This is a genomic window from Streptomyces sp. NPDC046862 (genome assembly GCF_040704615.1).
Taxonomy (GTDB): domain Bacteria; phylum Actinomycetota; class Actinomycetes; order Streptomycetales; family Streptomycetaceae; genus Streptomyces.
Genome location: NZ_JBEYXP010000001.1, coordinates 89,592 through 113,823, shown reverse-complemented (window position 1 = coordinate 113,823; position 24,232 = coordinate 89,592). Strand labels below are relative to the sequence as shown.

General features: G+C 69.2%; 24 protein-coding genes and 1 pseudogene. 14 read left to right on the top strand and 11 right to left on the bottom strand.

What is annotated here, in order from left to right; translation table 11 throughout:
* Positions 1-179 precede the first annotated feature (179 nt).
* The gene (locus AB0959_RS00535; protein WP_366823994.1) at positions 180-446 is read right to left on the bottom strand and encodes a recombinase family protein; all 267 of its coding nucleotides are present in this window, start codon (positions 444-446) and stop codon (positions 180-182) included.
* Between the two features lie 259 nt (positions 447-705).
* Here AB0959_RS00535 and AB0959_RS00530 point away from each other — a divergent pair, with 259 nt between their 5' ends.
* A complete protein-coding gene (locus AB0959_RS00530) occupies positions 706-3,933 on the top strand; it encodes a tetratricopeptide repeat protein (protein WP_366823993.1) in 3,228 nt (1,075 codons plus the stop codon).
* 46 nt (positions 3,934-3,979) lie between these two features.
* Here the strand turns inward: AB0959_RS00530 and AB0959_RS00525 are convergent, their stop codons facing one another.
* Positions 3,980-4,249, bottom strand: a complete 270-nt coding sequence (locus tag AB0959_RS00525; RefSeq protein ID WP_366823992.1) for a hypothetical protein — start codon at positions 4,247-4,249, stop codon at positions 3,980-3,982.
* Between the two features lies 1 nt (position 4,250).
* Positions 4,251-5,132: a mycothiol conjugate amidase Mca gene (mca, locus tag AB0959_RS00520; protein WP_366823991.1), complete on the bottom strand. Its 882-nt coding sequence runs from the start codon at positions 5,130-5,132 to the stop codon at positions 4,251-4,253.
* Positions 5,133-5,314: 182 nt separating this feature from the next.
* On the opposite strand from mca, the gene AB0959_RS00515 reads away from it, so the two are divergent.
* Together AB0959_RS00515 and greA are read left to right on the top strand one after the other, a co-directional pair.
* A complete protein-coding gene (locus AB0959_RS00515) occupies positions 5,315-5,713 on the top strand; it encodes a DUF4307 domain-containing protein (RefSeq protein WP_366823990.1) in 399 nt (132 codons plus the stop codon).
* A 201-nt stretch (positions 5,714-5,914) separates the two neighbouring features.
* Positions 5,915-6,412, top strand: coding sequence for a transcription elongation factor GreA (gene greA / locus AB0959_RS00510; RefSeq protein WP_366823989.1), 498 nt, complete (start codon positions 5,915-5,917; stop codon positions 6,410-6,412).
* 76 nt (positions 6,413-6,488) lie between these two features.
* On the opposite strand, the gene AB0959_RS00505 is transcribed toward greA, so the two are convergent.
* The 3 genes from AB0959_RS00505 to ilvA all read right to left on the bottom strand — a co-directional run bounded on the left by AB0959_RS00505 (position 6,489) and on the right by ilvA (position 9,790).
* Positions 6,489-7,334 (bottom strand): ABC transporter permease, encoded by an 846-nt coding sequence (locus tag AB0959_RS00505; RefSeq protein ID WP_366823988.1) that lies wholly within the window; start codon positions 7,332-7,334, stop codon positions 6,489-6,491.
* Positions 7,331-8,341 (bottom strand): ATP-binding cassette domain-containing protein, encoded by a 1,011-nt coding sequence (locus AB0959_RS00500; protein ID WP_366823987.1) that lies wholly within the window; start codon positions 8,339-8,341, stop codon positions 7,331-7,333. The genes AB0959_RS00505 and AB0959_RS00500 overlap by 4 nt, the downstream gene beginning before the upstream one ends.
* 219 nt (positions 8,342-8,560) lie before the next feature.
* Positions 8,561-9,790, bottom strand: coding sequence for a threonine ammonia-lyase (gene ilvA, locus AB0959_RS00495; RefSeq protein WP_366823986.1), 1,230 nt, complete (start codon positions 9,788-9,790; stop codon positions 8,561-8,563).
* 164 nt (positions 9,791-9,954) lie between these two features.
* Here ilvA and AB0959_RS00490 point away from each other — a divergent pair, with 164 nt between their 5' ends.
* The 3 genes from AB0959_RS00490 (at position 9,955) to AB0959_RS00480 (ending at position 11,467) form a co-directional block, all read left to right on the top strand.
* Entirely contained in the window at positions 9,955-10,461 is a 507-nt protein-coding gene (locus AB0959_RS00490) for a MarR family transcriptional regulator (RefSeq protein ID WP_366824259.1), read from the top strand.
* A gap of 243 nt (positions 10,462-10,704) precedes the next feature.
* On the top strand, positions 10,705-11,199 hold the full coding sequence (locus AB0959_RS00485; RefSeq protein WP_366823985.1) for a sigma factor-like helix-turn-helix DNA-binding protein: 495 nt from the start codon (positions 10,705-10,707) through the stop codon (positions 11,197-11,199).
* Positions 11,200-11,218: 19 nt separating this feature from the next.
* Positions 11,219-11,467, top strand: a complete 249-nt coding sequence (locus tag AB0959_RS00480; RefSeq protein ID WP_366823984.1) for a hypothetical protein — start codon at positions 11,219-11,221, stop codon at positions 11,465-11,467.
* Positions 11,468-11,510: 43 nt separating this feature from the next.
* Here AB0959_RS00480 and AB0959_RS00475 read toward each other — a convergent pair whose 3' ends face one another.
* Entirely contained in the window at positions 11,511-12,665 is a 1,155-nt protein-coding gene (locus AB0959_RS00475) for a cystathionine gamma-synthase (protein ID WP_366823983.1), read from the bottom strand.
* Between the two features lie 209 nt (positions 12,666-12,874).
* Between AB0959_RS00475 and AB0959_RS00470 the strand changes: the two genes are divergently transcribed.
* Positions 12,875-13,993: a hypothetical protein gene (locus AB0959_RS00470; RefSeq protein ID WP_366823982.1), complete on the top strand. Its 1,119-nt coding sequence runs from the start codon at positions 12,875-12,877 to the stop codon at positions 13,991-13,993.
* Positions 13,994-14,274: 281 nt separating this feature from the next.
* Here the strand turns inward: AB0959_RS00470 and msrA are convergent, their stop codons facing one another.
* Positions 14,275-14,787: a peptide-methionine (S)-S-oxide reductase MsrA gene (gene msrA / locus AB0959_RS00465; protein ID WP_366823981.1), complete on the bottom strand. Its 513-nt coding sequence runs from the start codon at positions 14,785-14,787 to the stop codon at positions 14,275-14,277.
* Between the two features lie 260 nt (positions 14,788-15,047).
* Here msrA and AB0959_RS00460 point away from each other — a divergent pair.
* Positions 15,048-15,203, top strand: a pseudogene (locus tag AB0959_RS00460) (DUF4291 family protein); the annotation flags it as partial.
* A 132-nt stretch (positions 15,204-15,335) separates the two neighbouring features.
* The gene (locus AB0959_RS00455; protein ID WP_366823980.1) at positions 15,336-15,701 is read left to right on the top strand and encodes a hypothetical protein; all 366 of its coding nucleotides are present in this window, start codon (positions 15,336-15,338) and stop codon (positions 15,699-15,701) included.
* Between the two features lie 187 nt (positions 15,702-15,888).
* On the opposite strand, the gene AB0959_RS00450 is transcribed toward AB0959_RS00455, so the two are convergent.
* Both AB0959_RS00450 and AB0959_RS00445 read right to left on the bottom strand, forming a co-directional pair.
* Complete coding sequence (locus tag AB0959_RS00450; RefSeq protein ID WP_366823979.1) at positions 15,889-17,949, bottom strand: restriction endonuclease; 2,061 nt, start codon at positions 17,947-17,949, stop codon at positions 15,889-15,891.
* 492 nt (positions 17,950-18,441) lie between these two features.
* The gene (locus tag AB0959_RS00445) at positions 18,442-19,404 is read right to left on the bottom strand and encodes a zinc-binding dehydrogenase (RefSeq protein ID WP_366823978.1); all 963 of its coding nucleotides are present in this window, start codon (positions 19,402-19,404) and stop codon (positions 18,442-18,444) included.
* Between the two features lie 167 nt (positions 19,405-19,571).
* Between AB0959_RS00445 and AB0959_RS00440 the strand changes: the two genes are divergently transcribed.
* Both AB0959_RS00440 and AB0959_RS00435 read left to right on the top strand, forming a co-directional pair.
* A complete protein-coding gene (locus AB0959_RS00440) occupies positions 19,572-20,216 on the top strand; it encodes a helix-turn-helix domain-containing protein (RefSeq protein ID WP_366823977.1) in 645 nt (214 codons plus the stop codon).
* A 636-nt stretch (positions 20,217-20,852) separates the two neighbouring features.
* On the top strand, positions 20,853-21,062 hold the full coding sequence (locus tag AB0959_RS00435) for a hypothetical protein (protein ID WP_366823976.1): 210 nt from the start codon (positions 20,853-20,855) through the stop codon (positions 21,060-21,062).
* 156 nt (positions 21,063-21,218) lie between these two features.
* Here the strand turns inward: AB0959_RS00435 and AB0959_RS00430 are convergent, their stop codons facing one another.
* Positions 21,219-21,872: an NAD(P)-binding domain-containing protein gene (locus AB0959_RS00430; protein ID WP_366823975.1), complete on the bottom strand. Its 654-nt coding sequence runs from the start codon at positions 21,870-21,872 to the stop codon at positions 21,219-21,221.
* Between the two features lie 143 nt (positions 21,873-22,015).
* On the opposite strand from AB0959_RS00430, the gene AB0959_RS00425 reads away from it, so the two are divergent.
* From AB0959_RS00425 to AB0959_RS00415, 3 genes are all read left to right on the top strand, one after another.
* On the top strand, positions 22,016-22,330 hold the full coding sequence (locus tag AB0959_RS00425; protein ID WP_366824258.1) for a helix-turn-helix domain-containing protein: 315 nt from the start codon (positions 22,016-22,018) through the stop codon (positions 22,328-22,330).
* Entirely contained in the window at positions 22,278-22,796 is a 519-nt protein-coding gene (locus tag AB0959_RS00420) for a DUF4291 domain-containing protein (protein WP_366823974.1), read from the top strand. Before AB0959_RS00425 ends, AB0959_RS00420 begins: the two co-directional genes overlap by 53 nt.
* A 252-nt stretch (positions 22,797-23,048) precedes the next feature.
* Positions 23,049-24,161, top strand: coding sequence for an AI-2E family transporter (locus tag AB0959_RS00415; protein WP_366823973.1), 1,113 nt, complete (start codon positions 23,049-23,051; stop codon positions 24,159-24,161).
* Positions 24,162-24,232 lie beyond the last annotated feature (71 nt).

Sequence of the window (24,232 nt, the reverse complement as noted above, 5' to 3'; positions counted from 1 at the left end):
TGTCCTCCTGCCAGCCGAAGGGACGTGGCCCGCTGTGCGGTACGCCCTCGACAGCACGAGCCCAATGCCAGTCGGTCAGCCGCCGACTTCTCGTGTGCGTCTCTGTGACCGCGGCCTCCAGCGACCGGACGGCTTGCAGTAGCCCTTCCTGCGAGTACGGGTCTCTGACGCCCCGCGGATCAACGTAGATGCGTCCTGGTCTGCTGGTCAGCGCGGCGAAGAACCGGGCAAGGTCGTCCGCGCGTCGATACAGCCGGTCGTCCGCGCAAGCGGTCGAAGTCAGGCCTCACCACTCCCGCCCTGGACGCGCTGCGACCGTTGTCCTCGTATGTCCCGACGATCTCGCAGCCCTGCCCATAAGCGGTCCGTTCATTGATCCGCAGCTGGTTGCGCACTCCATGCCCATCGCGTTGACGCACATCCTCCGAGGTGCGCGCATAGGACACGACCGGGATCTTTCCCGTCGGCTCGTGTACAGCGAGACGGGTCACAGTGCCCCCATTCGATCTTCAGCCCGACAACCGTAAGAACGATCGAGCGCTCTCGAGGTCACGGGACTGGTTCCTCTGATCGTCAAACCACGCCAGGCACCCCTCCCGCCCGAACTCGGCCCCCCACCCCCATTTCGCGCCCTCTCGCCACCACGCCCCTTCCCAAGCACACTTGACCAAGGAACGCCGTTGCTGCGAGCGAGGGGGACGTGTCATGCGGGACGGCCATCGGGTGGAGGCCGAGCGGCTGCTGGCGAGGGCGGTGGAGGAGGAGGTCCGTCGGTCCGGCGGCCGCACCGACGGCGGCGCACTGCTCACCAGAGCGCGCACCGCGCTCGACGCCATGGCGGAGGCGGCCACGGAGGAGTACGCGGCGTACACCCGCGCACTCGAAGAGGCCGAGGCCGGCCAGGTCACCTTCGCCCAGCGGTACGCGAAGGAGGGTGCCGGCACCCCGCTGCTGGTCGCGGCCGTGGCCGCGGTCGCGGCGGCCGTGGCAGACCTGGCCCTCGGCACGAGCACGGGCACCGCCCTCGGCGCCGGCGTCACGGTGGGCGTCGTCGGCGCCGCCGCCACCGTCCTGAAGGTGACCGCCTCCCACGTCCCGGCCGCCCATCACCACGCCGGAGCACTGGGCCAGCCCGGCGGCCCCGAACAGCTGCGGCTCCAGTGGCTGACCGCCCTGGAAGTGCGCGGCATCCGCCCGTTCCTGGACCAGCAGCGCGTGCTGAGCGCGAACACGAGCGCCGGCGCCGGCTCGAAGAAGGGCGCACCCCAGCTGCGCCGTACCGACAAGAGCGCGGCGGCGCGCAGAAGAAGCGTGCTGGAGCAGTCCTTCCAGCAGCTCCCGGAGGCGGACGGTCCGTTCGCGGGGCGACGGGCGGAGATGGCCCGCGTCCGGCAGTGGGTGCAGGCCGCGCGGGCCAGCACCGAGACCCGTTCGACCGTCGTCGTGCTGCACGGTGCCCCCGGTTCGGGCCGTACGACGCTCGCGGTGCGCGCGGCCCATGATCTGAAGGACCAGTTCCGCGGGGCGTGCGTGGTGGACATGCGCGGTGACAGCACGGGCGAGCCGCCGCTGTCCACCCGGGACGCCCTGCTGCATCTGCTGAACCGTCTCGGCGCACCCCGCGAACAGCTCCTCTTCCGCGAGCGCTCCTCCCCCGACCAGCAGGTCAAGCGGCTGAGCGAGCTGTACCACCAGCATCTGACGGGACTGCCGGTGACGATCATCCTCGACGACGCCTCGGACCCCGAGCAGGTCCGCGCCCTCGTCCCCGACCGCTCCGACAGCCTCGTCCTGGTCACCGCCCGTGGGGCCCTCGATCTGCCCGCCGACGTCCCCGCCTGGGTGCACCAGCTCCCCGTCGAAGCCCTCGACGAGGCGGGCGCGGAGGAACTGCTGGGTGCGGCGGCCCAGGACAGCTCGGCGGACGGTTCGGCGCCCTACGACGCGCAGTCCTCCGAGCGGATACGGGAGCTGTGCGGCGGTCTCCCGCTGGCCCTGCGTGTCGCGGGCTCGTCGCTCGGCGGCACGCGCACGCCGCCCCGGCTGGCCACGGATCTGGGGGCGTACGGCCCGGTGGAGCCCGTCGAGCGCGCCCTCTGGTTGCGCTACACCGACCAGCAGGATCCGGCGCGGCGGCTGCTGCGGCGCCTGGCCCTGGCGGGACGGGCGTCGCTGGGCGTCGCCGCGGCGGCCTCCTTGCTGGCCACGGACGAGCCGGAAGCCGCCCGGCACCTGACCGCGCTCTCCCGCGCGGGCCTGATCGACCATGTGCGCGGCAACCGCTACCGCCTCCACGACCTCGTCCGCACCTTCGCGCAGGCCCGCCTGCTGGACGAGGAGGAGCCGGCGGAGCGGACGGCTGCCCACGAGCGCCTGATCGTGACGTACGCGGATCTGGCCGACTCGGTGCTCCGTCTGGTCGACGGCAAGATGTCGACCCGTTCCGACCGTTTCGGGCCGCACGGCTTCACGTCGCTCGACGAGGCGCTGCGCTGGCTGGACGACGAGTCCAGCTTCATCACGGCCGCACTCAGGCATACCGAGGGCGTGAACCAGGCGGCCGTCCTGAACCTGCTGGGCGCCCTGTGCGACTACTGCCTGCTGCGCGGCGACCTCTACCGTCTGGGCGAGATCAGCGAGCTTGCCCGCGCCGTCGACCAGGGCCTGCTGGTGCGCTCGGTCCAGTGGCGTACGGGCATCGCGGCCCGTCAGCTCGGCGAACTGGACCAGGCCCGCACCACCCTGACCTCCGTCGTCGACCTCTACATGGAGGCGCACCACGACGCGGGCGCGGCCCGTGCGCTCTGCTCCCTCGGCATCACGCTCCACCACCAGGGCAATCTGACCGAGGCGGCGGCGAAGCTGCGGGAGGCGCTGGATCTCCAGGCGGCGCCGGAGCTGTCGGTGGACCGGGCCTGGACGATGCACGCGCTGGCGGCGGTGGAGCGGGACAGGGCGAGGCTGGCGGAGTCGTTCGATCTGCTCACCCGGGCTCTGGTGCTGCACGGCGAGGGCGAGTCCGTGCACGGCCAGGCGTGGGCGCACTTCCAGCTCGGCCAGCTGAAGCTGCGGATGGGCGATGTGCCGGGCGCGGAGGCGGAGCTGCGCGTGGCCCTGGACCTGTACGGGCGCACCCGCGACGCCCGCGGCGCGGCGTGGGCCATGACCCAGCTCGCCCGCGCCCGTATGGTCGCCGGTGACGCGTCCGCCGCGGTCGACGGGCTGCGCCAGGCTGCCGCCCGGCATCAGGACAACGAGGACGCCCGCGGCGTGGCGTGGTCGGTCTACTACCTGGGCCAGGCCCTGGAGGAGACGGGCAACCTGGATCAGGCGGTGCGGGAGCTGGAGCGGTCGCGGACGATGTTCTCGCGGATGCGGGACGTGTACGGGCTCGCGTGCGCCCGTCACCACTCGGCCCGGGTGACCCGCGACCAGCGAGCCGTCCAGACGGGCTCGCTGCGCAACTCGGGTTTCGCCCGCCAGCTCCTGGTCGATGCCCGCGCCGATTTCCAGCGCATCGGCGTGGCCCACGGCGAGGCGTGGACCTGCCTGGAACTGGCGGTGGTCGACGCGGGCAACGCCCGCACCCAGCAGGCCCTGTCCCTGTGCGACGACGCGGTGTCGCTCTTCGCCTCGTACGGTGACCGCCGCGGCGAGGACTGGGCCAGGTTCCTGCGGTGCACCCTGCTGCCCTACGGGGCGCCGGGCGGTGTCGAGATCGGCACGGCGGTCGCCCAGGAGGAACTGACCCAGCTGTCCCGCGCCACCCACCCTCTGCGCGACACCAAGCTCGACGAGTACGTGGACGCCTACCAGCTGCTCCTGGAGCGCGGGGTCGACCTGGACGCCGGGTGGCGGGCCTGGACCCTGGGCATGGTGCCGGACCGGCACGCCCGCGAGGTCATGGGGGTGCCGGTGGCGGCCCGGCAGTGACAGCTGCCGGGCCCCTCCCCGCCGGTCACCCTCAGGGGGCCGGCGGTCAGCCCTGCTGTGGCTTGGGTGTGCCCGTGGTCTTGCCCGCGGCCGTGGCGGCGGTGGCAGCCGTCTTGCCTGAGGCGCCGGACTTGTCGTCCGGTGCCTCCTCGAAGTCGACCTTGCCCATGTGACGGCTCATGGACTTCATCAGACCCCAGACCGCCAGGGCCATCACCGCGAACACGATGAAGCCGAGGACGCCGGGGGTGACCTTGTTCTCGTCCACCTCCTTGGCGAGAGGGACGAGGTGTGTCAGTGCCAGGCTTGCGCTCATGTCAGGCATTGTCGCGGATGCCCGCGAAGAGGTCGTCCTCGGGGAGGGAGGTGTCCACGAGCGACTTCGCCAGCTCGTACTCCTCTGTCGGCCAGACCTCCTTCTGGAGCTCCATCGGAACCCGGAACCAGCCGCCGTCGGGGTCGATCTGCGTGGCGTGCGCGATCAGTGCCTTGTCGCGGATCTCGAAGAAGTCGGCGCACGGGACGTGCGTGGTGAGCGTGCGCTCGGTGCGCTCGATCTCGCTCCACCGCTTGAGCCACTCCCCGTACGGCGAGTCCAGGCCGCGATCCAGCATCGCCTGGTGCAGCGCCTCGGTACGCGGGCGGTTGAAGCCCTGGTTGTAGTAGAGCTTCCGCGGCTGGTAGGCGGGGCCGTACTCCGCCTCCGGGTACTTCTCGGTGTCCGCCGCCCCTTCGAACGCCACCATGGAGATCTTGTGGGTCATGATGTGGTCGGGGTGCGGGTATCCGCCGTTCTCGTCGTACGTCGTGATCACCTGCGGGCGGAACGAGCGGATCTTCCGCACCAGCTCACCGGCCGCCTTGTCGACGTCCTCGAGGGCGAAGCAGCCCTCGGGCAGCGGCGGCAGCGGGTCGCCCTCGGGCAGCCCGGAGTCGATGAAGCCGAGCCATTCCTGCTTGACGCCGAGGATCTCGCGCGCCTCGTCCATCTCCTTCTTGCGTACCTCGTGGATGTGCTCCTCGACGTACTTGTCGCCCTGCAGCTTGGGGTTGAGGATGGACCCGCGCTCCCCGCCCGTGCAGGTCACCACCAGCACGTCCACCCCCTCGGACACGTACTTCGCCATGGTGGCCGCACCCTTGCTCGACTCGTCGTCGGGGTGCGCGTGCACGGCCATCAGTCGCAGCTGGTCAGTCAAGACTCAATCCCTCGTAAGTCGGCGCCCGCTCTGAACTCGGTGACTCGTGTGACTCGCCCCGGCGTGAACCCGGGTGTCGGGCGGCTTCTATAGTGACCGAACCGGGGGGCGAAAAATTCCGGGACCGGCCCCGCGGGCCCTTTCAGGACCTTCGTCCGGGCCCGCTTCCGAGAGGACGACGCATGAGCACGGCGAGCACGCGGCTGCCCGAGGGCCGGTACGGCCGCTCCGCGGACGAGCGCGCCGACCGCACGCTCAAGATCGTCGGTGCGGTGCTGGGCGCCGGCCTGCTCGTTCTCATCGGCTGGTTCGCGTACCACTACGTCGGCGGCAACAAGATCAGCGCCGAGGTGATCGCCTTCGAGACCTCGGCGACCGAGGTCAAGGTGCACCTGGAGGTGCGCAAGGACGCGGGTGCGAGCGGGTACTGCACACTGCGCTCCCAGGCCGAGGACGGCGCCGAGGTCGGTCGACGGGACTTCCACTTCGACGGGGACGCCACCCGTATCGACAAGGTCGTCACGCTCCGTACCACCTCCCGTGGCACCACCGCCGAACTGCTCGGCTGTCACGCCAACTGAACTCTCACCCCGCACTACCGCCGACCGGCCCACATCACTCCCGTCGACTACCGCGCTGACCTGCGCCGACGTAATTCTGATGGCTTATGTCCTCCCCCTTCGGCTGTTGAATTGTTAGGCTCGTGGTTTCGCCCACTCGTGAAGGAACATTCTTCTGGGTAGGGCGATGCTTTGTATTCCCAGTACCTACGAGGAGCACCTGTGACCCAGACCAGCGAGAACGTCACCTGGCTGACCCAGGAGGCGTACAACAAGCTCCGGAGCGAGCTTGAGTACCTTACTGGTCCTGCGCGCACGGAGATCGCCGCCAAGATCGCGGCCGCGCGCGAGGAGGGGGACCTGCGCGAGAACGGCGGGTACCACGCGGCCAAGGAAGAGCAGGGCAAGCAGGAGCTCCGTGTGCGCCAGCTGACCCAGCTTCTGGAGACCGCCAAGGTCGGCGAGGCTCCGGCGGCGGACGGTGCGGTGGCACCCGGCATGGTCGTGACCATCGCCTTCGACGGTGACGAGGACGACACGCTGGCGTTCCTGCTCGCCTCCCGCGAGTACGCGAGCGCCGACATCGAGACCTACTCACCCCAGTCCCCGCTGGGCTCCGGCGTGATCGGCAAGAAGGTCGGCGAGGACGCCGAGTACGAGCTGCCGAACGGCAAGCTGGCCTCGGTGAAGATCCTCAAGGCCGAGCCCTACCAGGGCTGACTGCGCGGACCGGTTTTCCGGCGATGCCCCCGGCGCCCTTCGCGGCACCGGGGGCATCGTCATGCCCGCCCCGGTGTCACGCCGTCGCCGAGCGGTACTTCCGTACCGCCAGCGTCCTGAATATGAGGACGATCAGAACCGAGTAGATCAGTGAGGCCCATACCGGGTGCTGCATGGGCCAGGCGTCCGACGGGGACACTCCGGGATTGCCGAAGAGCTCGCGGCACGCCTGCACGGTGGCGCTGAACGGGTTCCAGTCGGCGACATGCCGCAGCCAGGGCGTCATACGGCTGGAGTCCACGAACGCGTTCGAGATGAACGTGACCGGGAAGAGCCAGATCAGGCCGCCGGAGGTGGCTGCCTCGGGTGTGCGCACGGAGAGGCCGATCAGCGCGCCGATCCAGGTGAACGCGTATCCGAGGAGGAGGAGCAGGCCGAAGGCGCCGAGCACCTCGCCGATGTTGGTGTGGGTGCGCCAGCCGACCAGGAGGGCGACCACGGCCAGGACGAGCAGGGTGAGGGCGGTCTGCACCAGGTCGGCGAGCGTCCGCCCGGTCAGCACCGCGCCGCGGGCCATGGGCAGGGAGCGGAAGCGGTCGATGAGCCCCTTGTGCATGTCGTCGGCGATGCCCGCGCCGGCGCCCGCGGTGGCGAAGGTCACGGTCTGCGCGAAGATGCCGGCCATCAGGAACTCGCGATAGGTGGTCGGGTCCGTGGTGCCCCCGATGTTCATGGAGCCGCCGAACACGTAGCTGAACAGCACCACGAACATGATCGGCTGGATGAGCCCGAAGATCACCATTTCCGGGATTCTGGACATCCGGATGAGGTTCCGTTTCGCGACGACCAGGGAGTCGCGAATGGACTGGGCGATCGGGTTCACGGGTGCCGCTACGGGCACGGCGTCGGTGGTGGCGCTCACTTGGCGGCCTCCTTTCCGCGCTTGGGGCCCTTGGCGTCCTGGGGCGTGCCGTGTTCCTCGTCCTTCGCCTCGGCGACGTGTCCCGTCAGGGAGAGGAAGACGTCGTCCAGGGTGGGCCGGCGCAGTCCGATGTCGTCGATCTCGATGCCGCGGGTGTCCAGCTCGCGGATGACTTCGGCGAGGAGCTTCGCCCCACCGGAAACAGGCGTGGTGATCTTGCGCATGTGGTCCTCGACGGTGGTGTCGCCCTTGCCGAAGCCGCCAAGCACCTCCACCGCGGCCTGTATGTGCTCGCGCTCGTGGACCACGATCTCGACGCGCTCTCCCCCGGTGCGCGCCTTGAGCTGGTCGGAGGTGCCGCGGGCGATGACGTGGCCGTGGTCGACGACCGCGATGTCGTGCGCCAGGTGGTCGGCCTCTTCGAGGTACTGAGTGGTCAGCAGCAGGGTGGTGCCGCCGGAGACCAGCTGCTTGATGACGTCCCACAGCTGCTGACGGTTGCGCGGGTCGAGGCCGGTCGTGGGCTCGTCCATGAACATCACCGGTGGTGAGACGACCAGTGCTGCCGCCAGGTCGAGGCGGCGGCGCATACCGCCGGAGTAGGTCTTCGCGGTGCGGTCGGCCGCGTCCGCGAGGTGGAACTGCTCCAGCAGCTCGTCCGCGCGAGCCTTGGCGGCCTTCGCCCTCATCTGGTAGAGCTGGCCGACCATCTGCAGGTTCTCCCGGCCGGTCAGGTATTCGTCGACCGCGGCGAACTGGCCGGACAGGCCGACCGAGCGTCGTACGGCGTCGGGGTTCTTGAGGACGTCGATGCCCGCGACGACGGCCGTGCCGCTGTCGGGTCTCAGCAGGGTGGTCAGACAGCGGACGGCCGTCGTCTTGCCCGCGCCGTTCGGCCCGAGCAGACCCAGCACCGTGCCCTCTGGGACATCGAGGTCGACGCCGTCCAGTGCCCTTACGTCACCGAAGGTCTTCACCAGGCCTTCGGCATAGATGGCGCCTGGCATGTATTTCTCCACGTCGTTGGGGATTTCTTCGGAAAGGACTATGTCTGCGCGCTTTGATGGATGCGCCGGGCGGGCTCTGACCCGTCGGCGGACTCCCAGCGACACACACCATAACGCGATGTATCGCGTCTCTCAATGGATTTTCCCGAACGAGTGACGCAGGGGCTCTGACCTCGGCCGATGGCGGAACGAACGATGTCCGCCGACGCGGGCGGCGGGTCAGTCCATGACCGTGTAGCCCGCGTTCCGCAGTGCCTGGCCGACCTCGGCGCAGTGCTCCGGGCCCTTCGTCTCCAGGTGCAGCTCGACCTCCGCCTCCGTGAGTCCGAGCCGTGGATCGGTCCGCACGTGACTCACATCGAGGACGTTAGCGTCCACCACTGACAACGTGCCCAAAAGTGTCGCAAGGGCGCCCGGCCGGTCCGTCAGGCGCAGCCGAACGGCCAGGTAGCGGCCCTGCGCGGACATGCCGTGCCGCAGCACGCGCTGCATCAGGACCGGGTCGACGTTCCCGCCGGACAGCACCGCGACCACCGGCCCCTCGAAGGCCCCCGGCCCGCTCAGCAGCGCCGCGACCGGGCTTGCCCCCGCCGGCTCCACGACCAGCTTGGCCCGCTCCAGGCAGAGCAGCAGCGCGGCCGACAGGCGGTCCTCGGAGACCGTACGGACCTCGTCGACCAGCTCGCGGACGATGCCGAACGGCACGTCCCCCGGTCGCCCGACCTTGATCCCGTCCGCCATCGTCGCCGGATTCTCGATCGCCACCGGGCGCCCGGCCGCCAGCGAGGGCGGATACGCGGCCGCGCCCTCCGCCTGCACACCCACGATCCGTACGTCCGGGCGCAGCGCCTTCACGGCGGTCGCGATGCCCGCGACCAGCCCGCCCCCGCCGATCCCTACGACGATCGTGCGCACTTCGGGGCACTGTTCCAGGATCTCCAGGCCCACCGTGCCCTGGCCCGCGATGATGTCGGGGTGGTCGAAGGGATGGATGAACACCGCGCCCGTCTCCGCCGCGTACTCCTGTGCCGCCGCCAGCGTCTCGTCGACGACCACGCCGTGCAGGCGCACGTCGGCGCCGTACTCGCGCGTCGCGCTGATCTTGGGCAGCGGGGCGCCCTTCGGCATGAAGACGGTGGCGCGCACTCCGAGAAGTGCGGAAGCCAGCGCGACGCCCTGCGCGTGGTTGCCCGCGCTCGCCGCGACGACTCCCGCGGCACGCTGCTCGGGCAGCAGCCCGGCGATCCGCACGTACGCGCCGCGCAGCTTGAACGAACCGGTCCGCTGCAGGTTCTCGCACTTGAGGTGCACCGGCGCGCCGACCAGCTGCGACAGGTGCCTGCTGCCCTCCATGGCGGTGACCCGCGCGACCCCCGTGAGCATCTTCTGGGCGCCCCGCACGTCGTCGAGGGTCACTCGTGGCAAGGAGTCAGCCGTGCTGTAGCTCATGACCACCAGTCTCGCAGTTCACAGCGGCAGGACGCCGGAGTGACCAAGGGGCGAAACTGGTTTGCGAAGCGCCCGCACGACGTGCCTGTCCGCCGCGTACTCTGTCCCCCAACCCAGCACCCTCGCAATGAAGTGAGCCCCCGGCCATGCCCACAACACCTGAAATGTCGATGGACATGTCGACCGTCGGTGACACCGGTCTTCTCGACGCGCTGCAGCACGAGGTGGCGGTTTTCGCGCGCCGTGCCGAACAGACCCGGCTCGGCGGTGTCGGGCAGGTGCGCAACTCCATGGACCGCGCCGCGTACCTGCTGCTCAACCGTCTCGACAAGGAAGGCCCGATGGGCGTCAAGGCGCTGGCCGCGAGCATGGGGATCGACTCGTCGACGGTCACCCGTCAGGTGGCCCCGCTCGTCGACACCGGGCTCGTCAAGCGCGCCTCGCACCCCGAGGACGGGCGCGCGGTGGTCCTCCAGCTGTCCCCGCGCGGGCAGTCCCGTCTGGAGGAAGTCCGCTCGTCGAGGCGTCAGTTGATGGCCGAGCTGACCCACGACTGGGCACCTGAGGAGCGAGAGACGTTCTGCACCCTCCTCACCCGCTTCAACACGGCCCTCTCCGCCCGCATGGCCGTCACGGGGGTCGGCGTGGGGGACTCGTCGCCCGCGTCCTGAACGGTGCCGGTCGCGTCCACCGCGCGCCCGCGCGTGGCCCACGATCGTCCGCCACGCGCGCGTGGGGACCGTTCCACCGGTGGCGCGCGGCTCCACGGCGTCCGGCTCCGGCCCCGCACGGCTCTTGACCGTGGGGCCGCCCTCGGTCTGATATGAGATCGGGCCCCTGTCGTACGGCTGTCGCGTTCTCCGTACCCGGCCGGGGCCGGTCTTTTCGTCGGGGTGCCCTCAGAGGGAGGCGCGGTGCGAGAACGGCAGGCGTCCCAAGGCGCCCGCCGGGCCCGGGAGTTCGAGGCGTTCGTCGCGGGCGCGGCTGGGCGGCTCCTCCATGCCGCGACGCTGCTCACGGCGGAACCGCCGGACGACAACCCCCGCGCGCGTCGCCTGCTGACCCTGGCCCTCGCCCACACGTACGCCTCGTGGGACCGGCTGCGCGGCGAGGACCCCTACGACCGGACGCGTCAGCAGCTGGCCGTGCGTTTCGCGCGCGGGGCGTGGCACCAGTACGGCCGGTTGCGTGCCGCTCCCGTGAGCGTTCTGGCGGGGCTCAGCCCCCAGCAGCGGCTGATCGTCGTCCTCAGGCTGTACGAGGGCGTCGCCGAGGAGCAGACGGCGGCGCTGCTCGGACTGCCCGTAGAACGCGTGCACACGATCTGCGCCCGCGCGATGGCGACCCTGCTCCACCCGCCGCGCAAGCCCGCGCCGACGGCCGTGGAGGCGAAGGTGGCGCCGTCGTGAGACCCGCCGGAGGTGGCTCATGAGCCTGCACGAGCGGGAGGCGGCCGTGCGGCGGATGCTGGAGCGGACACCGCCCCCGGTGCCGCCCGATCTGTACGGGGAGGTGGTGCGGCGCGGCGGGCGCATGCTGCGCCGCAGGACCCTGGCTCGCCGCGTCATGTGGCTGGTGCTGCTGGCCGCGGTGGTCGCGTTCGCCGTGTGGGCGTCGATGGCGCACCCCTGGGTGGAGCCGCCGTCGGACACGACTCCCCCGGTCACCGGTTGGTGACCGGCCCAGGGACTGCTGGTGACCAGCCGGGACCTGCTGCGGACTAGCCCAGGGCCTGCTGCAGGTCCTCCAGGAGGTCGTCGACGTTCTCGATGCCCACGGAGAGACGTACGAGATCGGCGGGCACCTCCAGCGCCGAGCCGGCCGCCGACGCGTGCGTCATGCGCCCCGGGTGCTCGATCAGGGACTCGACACCGCCCAGGGACTCGCCGAGCGTGAAGACCTTGGCGCGGTCGCAGACCTCGACGGCCGCCTCCTCGCCGCCCTCCACCTGGAACGACACCATGCCGCCGAACGCCTTCATCTGCTTGGCGGCGACCTCGTGACCCGGGTGCTCAGGGAGGCCCGGGTACAACACGCGCGTCACGCGCGCGTGCCGGCTGAGCATGTCGGCCACCCTGGTGGCGTTCTCACTGTGCCGGTCCATGCGCACGGCGAGCGTCTTGGTCCCGCGCAGCACCAGCCAGGAGTCGAAGGGCCCGGCGACCGCGCCCATCGCGTTCTGGTGGAACGCCAGCTCCTCGCCCAGTTCCTGGTCGCTGACGACGAGCGCGCCGCCGACCACGTCCGAGTGACCGCCCATGTACTTGGTCAGGGAGTGCACGACGACGTCCGCGCCGAGCCCGAGCGGCTGCTGGAGGTACGGGGTGGCGAAGGTGTTGTCGACGACGAGCCTGGCGCCGGCCTCACGGGCGACCTGCGCGACGGCGGCGATGTCGGTGATGCCGAGGAGCGGGTTGGAGGGGGTCTCCACCCACACGGCCTTGGTCTTCGGGGTGACCGCGGCCCGTACGGCGGCGGGATCGCTGGTGTCGGCGACCGACCATTCCACCCCCCACCGCGAGACGACCTTCGCGAACAGGCGGAACGTGCCGCCGTACGCGTCGTTCGGGATGACCACGTGGTCGCCGGGGCTGAGGAGCGTACGCAACAGGCAGTCCTCTGCGGCCAGCCCGGACGCGAACGCGAGACCACGGCGTCCGCCCTCCAGGGCGGCGAGGTTCTCCTCCAGCGCGGTTCGGGTGGGGTTCGCGCTGCGGCTGTACTCGTATCCGCCGCGCAGGCCGCCCACGCCGTCCTGCTTGTAGGTCGAGACCTGGTAGATCGGCGGGACGACCGCGCCGGTGAGGGGATCCGCGGTGTTGCCCGCGTGGATCGCGAGTGTCTCGAAGTGCTGACTGATGTGCCTGTCGCTCATGGGCATCGAGCGTAATGCGCGCGGCGCGCCGATGGCGCCGGACGCCGTGTGACGCCGCCAACCGGCAACAATCGCGTGCGCCGGACCGGGAGCGGACGGGTGGCCCGACCAGGAACCAACGCGTGGCCCCCACCGCTGCTCCGGCCGGCAACGAAGCCGTGACCCGACCGGGTTGGCCAATTGTCAGAGCCGTCTGGTTCGCTTGAGCCATGGAGATTCTCTGGGTCCTGATCGCGCTGGTCATGATGAGCTTCGTCATCGGCCCGGTCCTGATGCGCAGGCGTGCCGGAATCCAGCAGGTGGCGCCCGGCGACCCGGACGCCGCGGACCCGGCGAACTACGGCTTCGTACGGCAGGAGGAGCTGGACATCCGCATGCCCGGCCCCGACCAGGACCTGCTGGACGTACTGGACGTGGTGCAGGGCACGCAGAACCACCGCGCCGCGTCGCAGCTGCTCGCGGGCACCGAGGCGGAGGGCGAGCGGCGGTGGCAGCGGGTACAGGCCTTCGCGGGCGCCGCGGCGCTGGAGCTGCAGCAGCGTCCGGGCGGGGTGAGCGAGTCCCCCGGCGGGCAGTGGCTGCGCGTGTGGCGGGCCGAGGCGCCGAAGGACGCGGGCGGGGCGGCGGTGCACGCGGAGTTCCTGGTGCAGCAGGCCTGGCGGACGTCGACGCCGGGCACGGACGACTTCCGGATCATCATGGAGGAGGCGAAGGCGGCCTGCGGCGAGGCGGCGCTGCTGGCTCCGGGTGACCCGATCCCGTACATCATCGAGCTGTCGGTGGCGCGCGGGCTCGCCTACCCGCAGCCGGAGTTCGAGAAGCTCTGGCTGAAGATCCTGGACCGCGCCCCGACGCACATGGGTGCGCATCTGGCGGCGCTGCACTACTGGTGCGAGAAGTGGCACGGCTCGCGGGAGCTGGCGTACGCGTTCGCGGAGGCGGCCGCGGCCCGTGCGCCGCAGGGGTCACTCCTGGCGGCCATGCCCCTGTTCGCGGTCCTCGAGCACCTGCCCGAGGTGAACCTGGTCAGCGGCTTCTACCAGAGCGAGGTCGTGACGAAGGCGGTCCACGGCGCGCTGTTCGCGGTCCACGCGGCCCGCCCGGACGATCCGATGCTGGCCCATGTGCGCCACCTCCTGGTGTCCTTCCTGGTCCGCGGCGAGCGCTGGGCCGAGGCGATGAACCAGCTCGTCCACGTCGACGGCCACGTGGGCGCCCTGCCGTGGACTCTCACGGCCGACCCTGCCGCGGACTACGCGATATACCGGGCGCTGGCGGTGGCGGGCTACGAGGCGAACGGCGGCAGCCCGGCGACGCTGCAGGCCTGAACGGGACCGGAGGCCGTCGGACACCCGCGTCGGGCACCCGGCCTTCACGGTCCCCGAGCGCCACCCACGGTCCTCGGCCACCCGTTGTCGGGCCCCTGCCCGGATGGCCTGGAGATCGCCGGTCCTCCAGCCGGATCGCCGCACCCGCTGCGCCCTTCCCCGACTGCCCCGCCGCCGGCTCGTCCACAGAGGGGCGGCCCCGGCCCCGTAGGCGCAAGCGCGGCCCGGCAGCGGAGCCGCTTGGCCGGTCGACCTCCGCCTTCCGCCGGGCCGCCTCGCGGTCAGCCCTCCGCGCGGGAGGGCAGCCGCCATCCCGGGCGTGGGAAGTGGCAGGTGTAGCCGTTCGGGTAACGCTGCAGGTAGTCCTGGTGCTCGGGTTCGGCCTCCCAGAAGGGGCCGACCGGCTCCACCTCGGTGACGACCTTGCCGGGCCACAGTCCAGAAGCGTCCACATCCGCGATCGTGTCCTCGGCGATCCGCTTCTGCTCGTCGTCCTCGTAGTAGATCGCCGAGCGGTAGCTGAGGCCGATGTCGTTGCCCTGGCGGTTCTTGGTGCTCGGGTCGTGGATCTGGAAGAAGAACTCCAGGATCGCGCGGAAGTCGGTCTTCGCGGGGTCGAAAAGGATCTCAATGGCCTCCGCGTGCGTGCCGTGGTTACGGTACGTCGCGTTCGGCACGTCACCCCCCGTGTATCCGACCCGGGTCGCCGTCACGCCCGGGAGCCGGCGGATCAGTTCCTCCATCCCCCAGAAGCATCCGCCAGCCAGCACGGCCCTCTGCGTCTGCGTAGCCATTACGGCCCCTCCAATGCGTGTCAGCTCGATCACTAGGGCTACTCGGCTCGCACACCACCGGCATCCCATGCCCACTGATCTCAACGCGCGAGCGTTCCCAGCGATTCCGTGCCCGCCCAACCCGCCCCGCGGTCGCCGACCACCTTGAAGAACCGTGGCACCGGCTGCCCACACGGCGGTGCCGTCGGCGCTCTCCGTCGCGGCGAACCATGGTCGAAAACCAGTGGCCGCCTGGACCGACCGACTCCACGCTGTACGCCATGGAAGAACCGCGACGCAGGATCCGTGCGGCCCACTCGGAATCCACGATCACCGTCTACCAGGCGTACTCCCCGGAAATCGGCCTGCCCGCCGTCCGCGAGGGCCGTTTCCCCGCCGAGTGGAAGCGGGACAGGATGACGTGGGTCATCAAGCCGCGTTCACCACCCTGTTCAGGACTGAGATCCTTCACGTCGTGTTCTCAGCCGAGGATTGTCGAGCCCTCGCCGTCGCGTGACTCGTCGTAGGATCTTCCGCTGGTGGTCGAACACTTCTCGTGGGGGACGAACGTGGAAAGACCGGACGACCGCATCGCATCCGCCTTGCGCTTCGCCACGGAACTCGTCGCCTGGGTGGCCACACCGTGGGCGTTGTCCAAGTACTCATGGCTGCTCGCCGTCTTGGCGGTGGTGATACTGATCGGCCTGCCGACCGTCTTCTCCACTCCGGGAGACAAGGCACAAGTGATCATCCCTGTCTCGGGCACCGTCACGATCCTGCTCGTGCTGCTCCAACTCGTTGCGGCCGCGATCGCCTCGTGGTTGGCATGGCCCGTCTATGCGGCAGCCCTCGTGTCACTCCTTGTGGCCACCACCCTCGTCATGGAACGCCAACGCTGGCGGTGGCTGCTCTCCACGGACCGGCGCACGGCCTGAGCAGCCGAGGCGTGGCAACGCCCAGTACAGGAGACGCACTGGGCGGCAGTGCTCAAACTGTCGCATTTCGCAGCAGCGATCCCACGTGATTGCGCCCCGTAAAGGACTGTGGACGCGGCTTGACGTGGGTCATCAAGCCGTGTCTACAGCCCCATCCATGGAGCTATCAGCAGGGCCTCCGGCGGATCTACTCCACTACGATGCCGAAGTCCTGGACCAGTTCCTCAAGACCGCCCGTGTAGCCCTTGCCGCCGAGTACGAAGTCCCAGTCGCCGGTGGACCTTCGGCGGAAGGATCCGAGTACCAAGGCACTCTCGCGCGGTCGGCCGTCAGAGACCTCAAGCCGTCCCAGTTCGACCATGCCGGGATCGAGCAGCCGGATGCGGGCATCGGTGAAGCCGGACAGATCGGCGTCCGGGTTGACCTCTGGGTCGATGGCGGCCACGAGTACGAACCGGTCAGCCGTCTCGGGCAATCCGTCGAAGGACACGCAGATCGCGGCCTTGTCCGGCGCGGCGGCAGGAAGGGCACGCACTGAGCCGTCCGGGGTCTGTGGGTTGTTGAAGAACACGAAGTGTTCGTCGCTGAGGACGCGGTTGCCACGGCAGACGAGAGCACACACGTCCAAGGCGACGCTTCCCGTCCACGACATGCCCAGGATGTTGTAGTCGTCGGGCAGCCGAGTGTCCGGACTCGTCGGTGCCGGCTGCGCTGCGGCTTGACGGCTTCCCTCGCCCAGTCGCCCACGCAGCCCATGACGATGCAGCAGGTCGACGAGCTCCGCACCCGAGATGAGCTCAAGCGGCTTGCCGTTGGCGAAGGTGTGTGAGCCAGGGCCGAACCCTGACGTCGTGACGAGGACACCCTTGTTGGCCCCGGCGTCCTGCACAGTCCCGTACAGGTCACGCACAGCAGTGGGGGGAACCGTGTTGCGGTAGCGCTTCACCTGTACGACGATCTTGCCGCCTCGGATCGGTGTCGGATCCAGCGCGTCTACATCCACACCGCCGTCGTTTGAGCGCTGGGTCGTCACCGCCTGCATCCCCATCGCCCGGAAGAGATCTGCGACGAGTCCCTCGAACGCAACCGGATCCATCTCGTACAGGTCCGGTTCCTCATCGCTGCCGTGAGCGACAACGCGGTTCCCAACATCTTGCGGTCGCCGACTCACCCGTACAGGTGTGAGTTGGTCCGGCCGAGCCGAGAGCTGCCCTCGCAGTCCGTCAGCCAGGCAACTGCCTGCGTCCACCTGCGCCAGGTGCAGTTCACGGAAGGAAGAGCGCGAAGCCATGACAGTTGCGAGGAAGATATGGCCCGGTCGGCCCGTCGTAGGGTCGTGGCCATCCACGAACCCGTTCAAGGCCACCGACTCAAGTGCGCCCAACTCGTCCGCGGCGAAAAGTTCGTGCAGTACGAGCAGCATGCACTGCGCCACCACCTCCCTGTATAAAGCTCGACGCTGGCTTACCGGGCGGGGGGTCTCCTTGTCCTGATCGGTTCCATACATGTACCGAACGGACTTGGCCTCAGGGACGATGCCGTAGGCGGGCAACTCCCAATCCAGCACCAACTGTCGGGCGGCTGAGTCGTAGGCCGCCGCAATCTGACGCGGGAAACCTTCAGGCCACGCCGTTGAGGCGTAGAGCGCTGCGGAGAAGTACTCGACCACGGAATCGGGATCTCGGCGCCTTACGCCTTCGGTTAGTGCGACGACGCCTGCGTTGTGCGCACGTACCTCAGCCAGCTGAGCATCGGCCCATTGCTGGTACTCCCGCTGGTACGAGGCTAGTTGCTGCTGTCGGTGAGCCTCCGCCGCCTGGGCAGCGTGCCAGTCCCGCTCGAAGCGCGCCCGCGCTTCAGCCTGCGCCTGAGCCCGGCGACTCGCAGTCCAACCGCTCTGCGTTTGGTATTGATTGAAATCCGGCATGGGCACGGGCTGCGCCAACGGCCCAGGCGCGAAGGGCTGGACCTCCTCGGGGCGCGTGAGCGAGGAAGCCCTGAAAGCCGGGGCTTGGCAACCCGAGGCCAGGAGGCCTTGCAGGGACGCGACCTGTGCGTCCAGTTCCTCCGTGCGGCGTAGCGCCTCTGCCTGCCTGTACTCGCGATGGCTCTGGGCAGCTCGCCGCTGGTAGGCCCGCGCTTGCTGTGCTTCTTGCCTCCGCTGTCTGGCTTCGGCTTCCATCTGGCGCTGCTGCTGCCGCTGCGCCTCTGCCCACACGCCGACAAAACCAGTAGAGCGACGACTCATGTGCTGCAGGCCCTCCCCAGGACGTCGGCAGCCAAAAGGCACTTTGGTTGTCCCCACAACCATCTGTAACTAGACGACTCTACCGAGCAATCGCCGTCTCGCATATCCACTCGTCACAGGCAACCCGCTCTGCCATCCCTGCAGGTCAAGTGACTGGAGAGTAGCTAAGCTCGTACCAAGCGGCAGTGCCCAACTGGTACGCCCTTCCAAACATTTTTCCGCAGGGTGTGTCAGCCGCAGAAAGGTCTATGAACACGGCTTGACGTGGGTCATCAAGCCGCGTTCACAGACTCCTTCCATGACTGAGACGCCTGGAACGCGCGTGTAGTGGCAGATACCTCCTCATAGATCCTCTGGGCTGATGCCACGTCAAACTCCCCAGGCCGACCGCAGGTCGGTGGCTGCTCGCTACGCGGCCTCGTGGCACCAGATGGGGTGCCGGCCTCAGTCACCGACGAATGCGTGGGGCTGCGAACGCCGTTCCTGCCCGGCTCAGGGCGCCAGCACGACCCTGCCGAACACCTTGCCCGCGTCCATTTCGCGGTGGGCCAGCACCGCCTGGTCCAGTGGCAGCACCTCATGCACGACCGTGCGCAGGTCCCCGTGTGCGGCATCGGCGAACTGGGACGACCGCACGGCCTGCCTGTCGGAGCCAGGCACGGTGTCCAAGCTGAAGGTGGCGAACGACAGCGACCTGCGGAAGGCGTCCATCAGCCGCATGCCGAAGTCCGCCGGCGGCTGCCCGCCGACCACGCCGACAGCCACATACCGCCCGTTGGAGTTCAACCTGTCCAGGAAAAGGGAAAGCTGGGGACCCCCCACGACATCAATCACCACGTCGAAGCCCGACGGCGCGTCCGAGCCCGCCTCGCCGGAGCGGTCGAGGACATGGGTCGCGCCCAGGTCCCGCAGGCGGGCGCCACGTTCCGCCGAAGAGGTGGTGACCGCCACCGCGCCCGCACCGCCCCTGGCTGCAACCTGGACCGCCGTGATCCCGATGCTGCCCGCCGCGCCCCGAACGAGCACCGTCTCGCCCGGCGCTAAACGAGCGCGGTCCAGGGCGAAGTGGGCGACCACACCGGAGCCGCCGAGACTCACCGCGTCCGCGCCTGTCAGGCCGTCAGGCAACGAAAGGACATCCTCGACCGAGGCGACGGCCTGCTCGGCATACCCACCGGACAGGCCGGTGAACGCCCACACCCGCCGTCCCATCCACGAGGCGTCCACGCCCTGTCCCACCGCGGTGACGCTTCCCGCTACCTCGCTGCCAAGAAGATGGCCTTCCCGGAAGCCGTACGCGGCGAGCGTTCCCCGGCGGATCACGGCGTCCACGCCACCCACCCCGATCGCCTCCGTGGTGATCCGCACCTGCCCCGGGCCAGGGACGGGCACGGGCACGTCGACGACCTCCAGACCGTCAGGGCTTCCGAACTCCCTGATCACGACGGCTTTCATCTCTGCTCCTCAGGCCGGTCAACGGACGGGTCGCAGCTGCTGCGACCGTAAGCGGCGAGCCCGGCCCCACAGCCCGAGACACCACCAGCAGGGTGCCGGGACGGGGCGGCGTCACCGCCATCGGACCGTAACGGACGCCTCCGTCCGCTTGGCTAAAGTGAGAGGCCATGACCGATCGTTTGCCTCACACGGTGCGCTCCGACGCCCGCGACAACCGGGCCCGTATCCTGCACGCCGCCGGCGCTGTATTCGGCGAGGAGGGCCTGAGTGCGCCCATGCGCGAGGTCGCCCGGCAGGCAGGCGTCGGCCCCGCCACGCTGTACCGGCACTTCCCGACGAAGCAGGCACTGATCGTGGAGACGTTCGCCGAGCAGCGGCGAGCCTGCCATGCCGCCGTCCGTGATGCCCTCGCAGACCCGGACCCGTGGCACGGATTCCGGAGCCTGGTCGAGCAGATCTGCGAACTCCACGCGCACAGCCGGGGATTCGCCGACGCCTTCATGACGACGTTCCCCGAGGCCATGGACTTCGCCGCCGACCGGGAGCGGACTTCACGCGCGGTTGCCGAACTGACCCGCCGTGCCCAGGAGACCGGCCAGCTTCGCCTCGGCTTCGTCGTCGACGACCTGATCCTCATGCTCATGGCCCACCGGGGCCTCCAGGACGCGCCGCGTGCCGCCCGGCTCACGGCCTCCCGCCGCTTCGCCGCCTACGTGATCGACGCGTTCCGCGCCGCACCAGAGACGGGAGCGCCTACACCGCTGCCGCCAGCACCACGCCTGCAGCTCACGCACTCGCCCAGCACGCCGTAAGCCCGTCACCGCGAGGTCCGTCATCCTTGCAACCGACAGCCTCATCGGTTCCCAGCCGCAGCCAGGTTGGAAAAGGCTCAGTGTCCGGGGGCACTGCCTCCGGTTACCAACAGGTCAGCGTCACATCGACGCCGCTCCCCCGGGACGAGGGGACAGACAGCTCAATGCCGTGCCGCACAGTGACCGTGACACAGGAACCGGCGGTCGGTTCGAGCCATATCCGGTCCTTGAAGCGACGGCCACAGCAGATTTCCACGAGGGCAACGACGTGCAGCAGGACGGGGCCGCACGTGGCTTCTTCGACTCGACGAGAGAACGGTCGAGCTGCGGAATCACGTCTTCAACGGGCGCTATCGAGACATCAACTCCCTTGCAGGTAAGAAGCGTTGTGCGCTCTGAGCATTAGGCTGGCCAGGCCGATCGGTGACCGCCGACAGCTAGGGACAAGATCAGGAGTTGCAAATGCAGTGCTTAGGCCACGTGGGTTCCACCCCGTGGTTGCCAGGTGCTCGCTTCACAGGCGATGCGCACTGGCTACGACCTCAGTGCGTAGTCATTGGTCGTCCGGCTGGCATGTGCATTTACTCCTGCAAGATCCGGACGCCGATGTTCTGACAGAACTCGGAAGGATCGTCGTTGTCCACTCAGGTACCGGTGTGCAATCACCGGATCTACGAAGTCGTGATCGTCTTTCTGGTGTCCGTTATCGGGGGCCTCGCGGGTGGCCTGCTCTGGGCCACGCTTGGAATGTCGCTGGTTTCGGCGCTCGGAGCCGGAGCCGGAGTCTTCGCCGGTGTCTTTGGGCTCTGCATGACGGCCGTCGCGTACGTCAAGAAGCAGGGGTAGTCAGCGCCGCGTGGGGAGGCTCAACAGTGGGCCGCCCCACGCGCTTGTACGAGACCAGCCGCTCGCCGGGCGCGTTCCATGGTCGAGCCGGTGTCTAGGCATGTCGAGACTCAGTGGCCGCCCGAACCTGTCCGGCTCCACGCAGTACGCCGTGCGTCAGTTCAGCGCAGGTGGTGAGGGGACACAGGGGATCGCGGAGTTGGGATCGAAGCCCGTGAAGGCCAACCCAATGACGAAACCCGCCGCCTCCTCCAACTGGCGGGCGCGATCCAGCGCCCCCAGAATCGCCGGGGTCCCACCGACGTCACGCACCAGTTCCCCTACGACGTCCAGTGCCGCCCCGTCCTCGCCGCACATCGCCACGGTCACACGGGGCTGTTGATCACCGGGAGGGCTCGTCCACTGGCCGGCGGGAAAAAGATGGAATGCCTTCACGACGCGGGCTCCTGGAGCAAGCCCGGCGATCCGCATCGCCATCGACTCGCCTCGCTCCGTGAGCAGAGTGCCGATGCCGTGCGCGACAGCGTTCGTAGGGTCGATCAACGGCGTCCCCTGGAGCGCGCCGTCGGACGCGCCCACCCGTCCCAGCATGTCCTCGACGCCGTCCCAGGACACGGCGAGAAGCACCGCATCGCGGCTGACGACCGCCTCACGCGGCGCGACGGCGAGCACTCCATGTCCCAGACGCTCAGCCAGCTTCTCCGCCTTGACCCGCGATCGCCCGCCGATCGCCACCTCGTGCCCTGCACGTGCCCAGCCCTCGCCCAAGGCTGCCGCCAGTGTCCCTGTGCCCAGGATCCCGATGCGCATGGTCGCTACCTTTCAAGCAGTGGTCCGTTGGGTGGTCACGGTAAGGAAGGCGTTACGCACCGATCAGTGCGTAAGCAACGCGTGATGATGGGTGAGTGACTGAACACGACGCCCACTGCCACGAGTTCGTCGCCGATTGCCATATGCGCGCGGCCACCGATCTCTTCACCCACACCTGGGATCCCGTTGTGCTGGCGGCTCTTCGCGCGGGACCGCGCCGACGCCGCGAGCTTCGCGCCGCGATCGGCGGCATCAGCGACAAGGTCTTGACAGACTCCTTGCGCCGTCTGCTCGCCAACGGTCTGGTCGAGCGCCACGCGCACGCCGAGGCGTATGCCCTGACCAGCCTGGGGCAGAGCCTGGTCGAAGGCCCGATGACGGCACTCGGGCGCTGGGTGAAAGAGCATGGTGACGCACTTCTCGAAGCCCGAGAGAGCAGTAACGCAAGCGGTTTGTGAGCGAGGCTTGACGTGGATCAAGCCGTCGTTCCTGTGGATGATGTACCGCTGCGGCTGGGGCACGAAAGCGGGTCAGGAGACCGTCCTGGCCGTCGAGATCACTCGCGAGGGCTTCGACTGGGCGCTGCGCCATGCGTGTCTGTCGAGCTACGACCGCGGAGTGCACCCCGACCGAGCCGCCTGGCAGCGTCAGTTGAAGCGTGCGCCCGCTCGTGTGCAGTGGGACCCCGAGCGGGACCTCCACCTGCGGCCCCTGCCCCACCGGTCCCTGCAACTCGGCCTGTCCGGTGAGGCCGTACGACGCTACGCGGACGAGTGGACGGTCGCCATACGCGACATGACCCCACTCGCCCGCGAGATCCAAGCCCTCGTCAGCAGTGGGGACCTGGACTCCGCCGCCCGACTGTTGCCCGTGGAATTCCCTTATCCCGTCGGCGACGAACTTCTTGCCCACCTTCACGGATGACGTCCTGGTGCACCCGACAGAACCGCCTGCGGCCGATGGGCTGTCGACCATGCGGGGCGGGCAGAACCGCTCATCTGGCCGATACCCGGAGCGGCATTGCACTCCATCCCAAGAGCTGACGGCCCGCACAGGCTTGGCCATTCGCTGCGGGCGGCAAGAGCAGCCCGCCCCCAGGCAGGGGCGTATGCGCCGGTGGCATCCACACCGCGAACAGCGATACCGGTGTGACTTGAGTACCAATAGGGTGCCTCCGTGACTGCCACGTTGAGTTCCACGAGAGCCCGCGCCGCGCTCCGCACATCGGCGCGTGTCTCCGCGGAGTTGATGCTCATACTCCTGATGCTCGCGGTGGCTCTGTGGGTGCTGGGCCGGATGTGGTCGGTGGTCTGGCCGCTCGTGGTCGGTCTGCTCATGACCACACTGACCTGGCCCTCGGCTCGTTTCCTGCGTCGTCACGGGTGGAAACCCGCCCTCGCCGCGTCGGTCGTGACCGTGCTGTTCCTCCTGGTCGCCGTGGGTGTCGTGGCACTGATCGCCGTGCCGGTGGCGTCCCAGTCGGGCGAGCTGACCGACGGCGTGGCCGAAGGCATCCAGAAGCTGCGCGAGTGGGCCGCCGGCCCGCCGTTGAACATCGGTGACGCCCAGATCACCAAGGCCTTCGACGCCGCGGTTGCCCGCGCTCAGGAGGGCCTCGGCAGCATGGTCGGCGCTGTCGTCACGGGGGTGAGCACCGTGGTGAACGGCGTGGTCACTGCCTTCCTGGCACTCTTCCTGATGTTCTTCTTCCTCAAGGACGGCCCGCGGTTCCTGCCATGGCTCGCCCGTCAGTTGCCCGGTCGGCTCGCCACCGACGTCCCGACCGTGGCCGCGCGCGGTTGGGACACCTTGAGCGCGTTCGTGCGGTCCCAGGCGGCCGTCGGCCTGCTCGACGCCGTCCTGATCGGCCTGGGCCTGTGGATTCTGGGGGTACCGCTGGTGCTCCCGCTGGCGGTGCTGACCTTCGTCTCCGCGTTCGTGCCGATCGTAGGCGCCCTTTTCGCTGGTTTCGTCGCGGTTCTTATCGCGCTGGTCTCCAACGGCCTGACGGACGCACTGATCGTGCTGGTCATCATCGTCGTGGTGCAGCAACTCGAGGGCAACGTGTTCCAGCCCATGATCCAAAGTCGGGGGCTTGGCCTCCATGCGGCCGTCGTTCTCCTGGCGGTGACCTTGGGCGGCAATCTGGCCGGCATCGTGGGCAGTCTTCTCGCCGTACCGATCGCCGCGCTGATCGGGGTGGTCTGGAACTATGTGCGCGACCAGCTCAGCGAGCCGTCACAGCGACCGGGGACCGACGAGTCGGACACGGCCGCCGTCCCGTCCTAGCAGGTACCTGCTGTGCCGACACGATGACTCCGCACGAACCATCGCCCCCCAGGGGCGGGTCACACAACGAC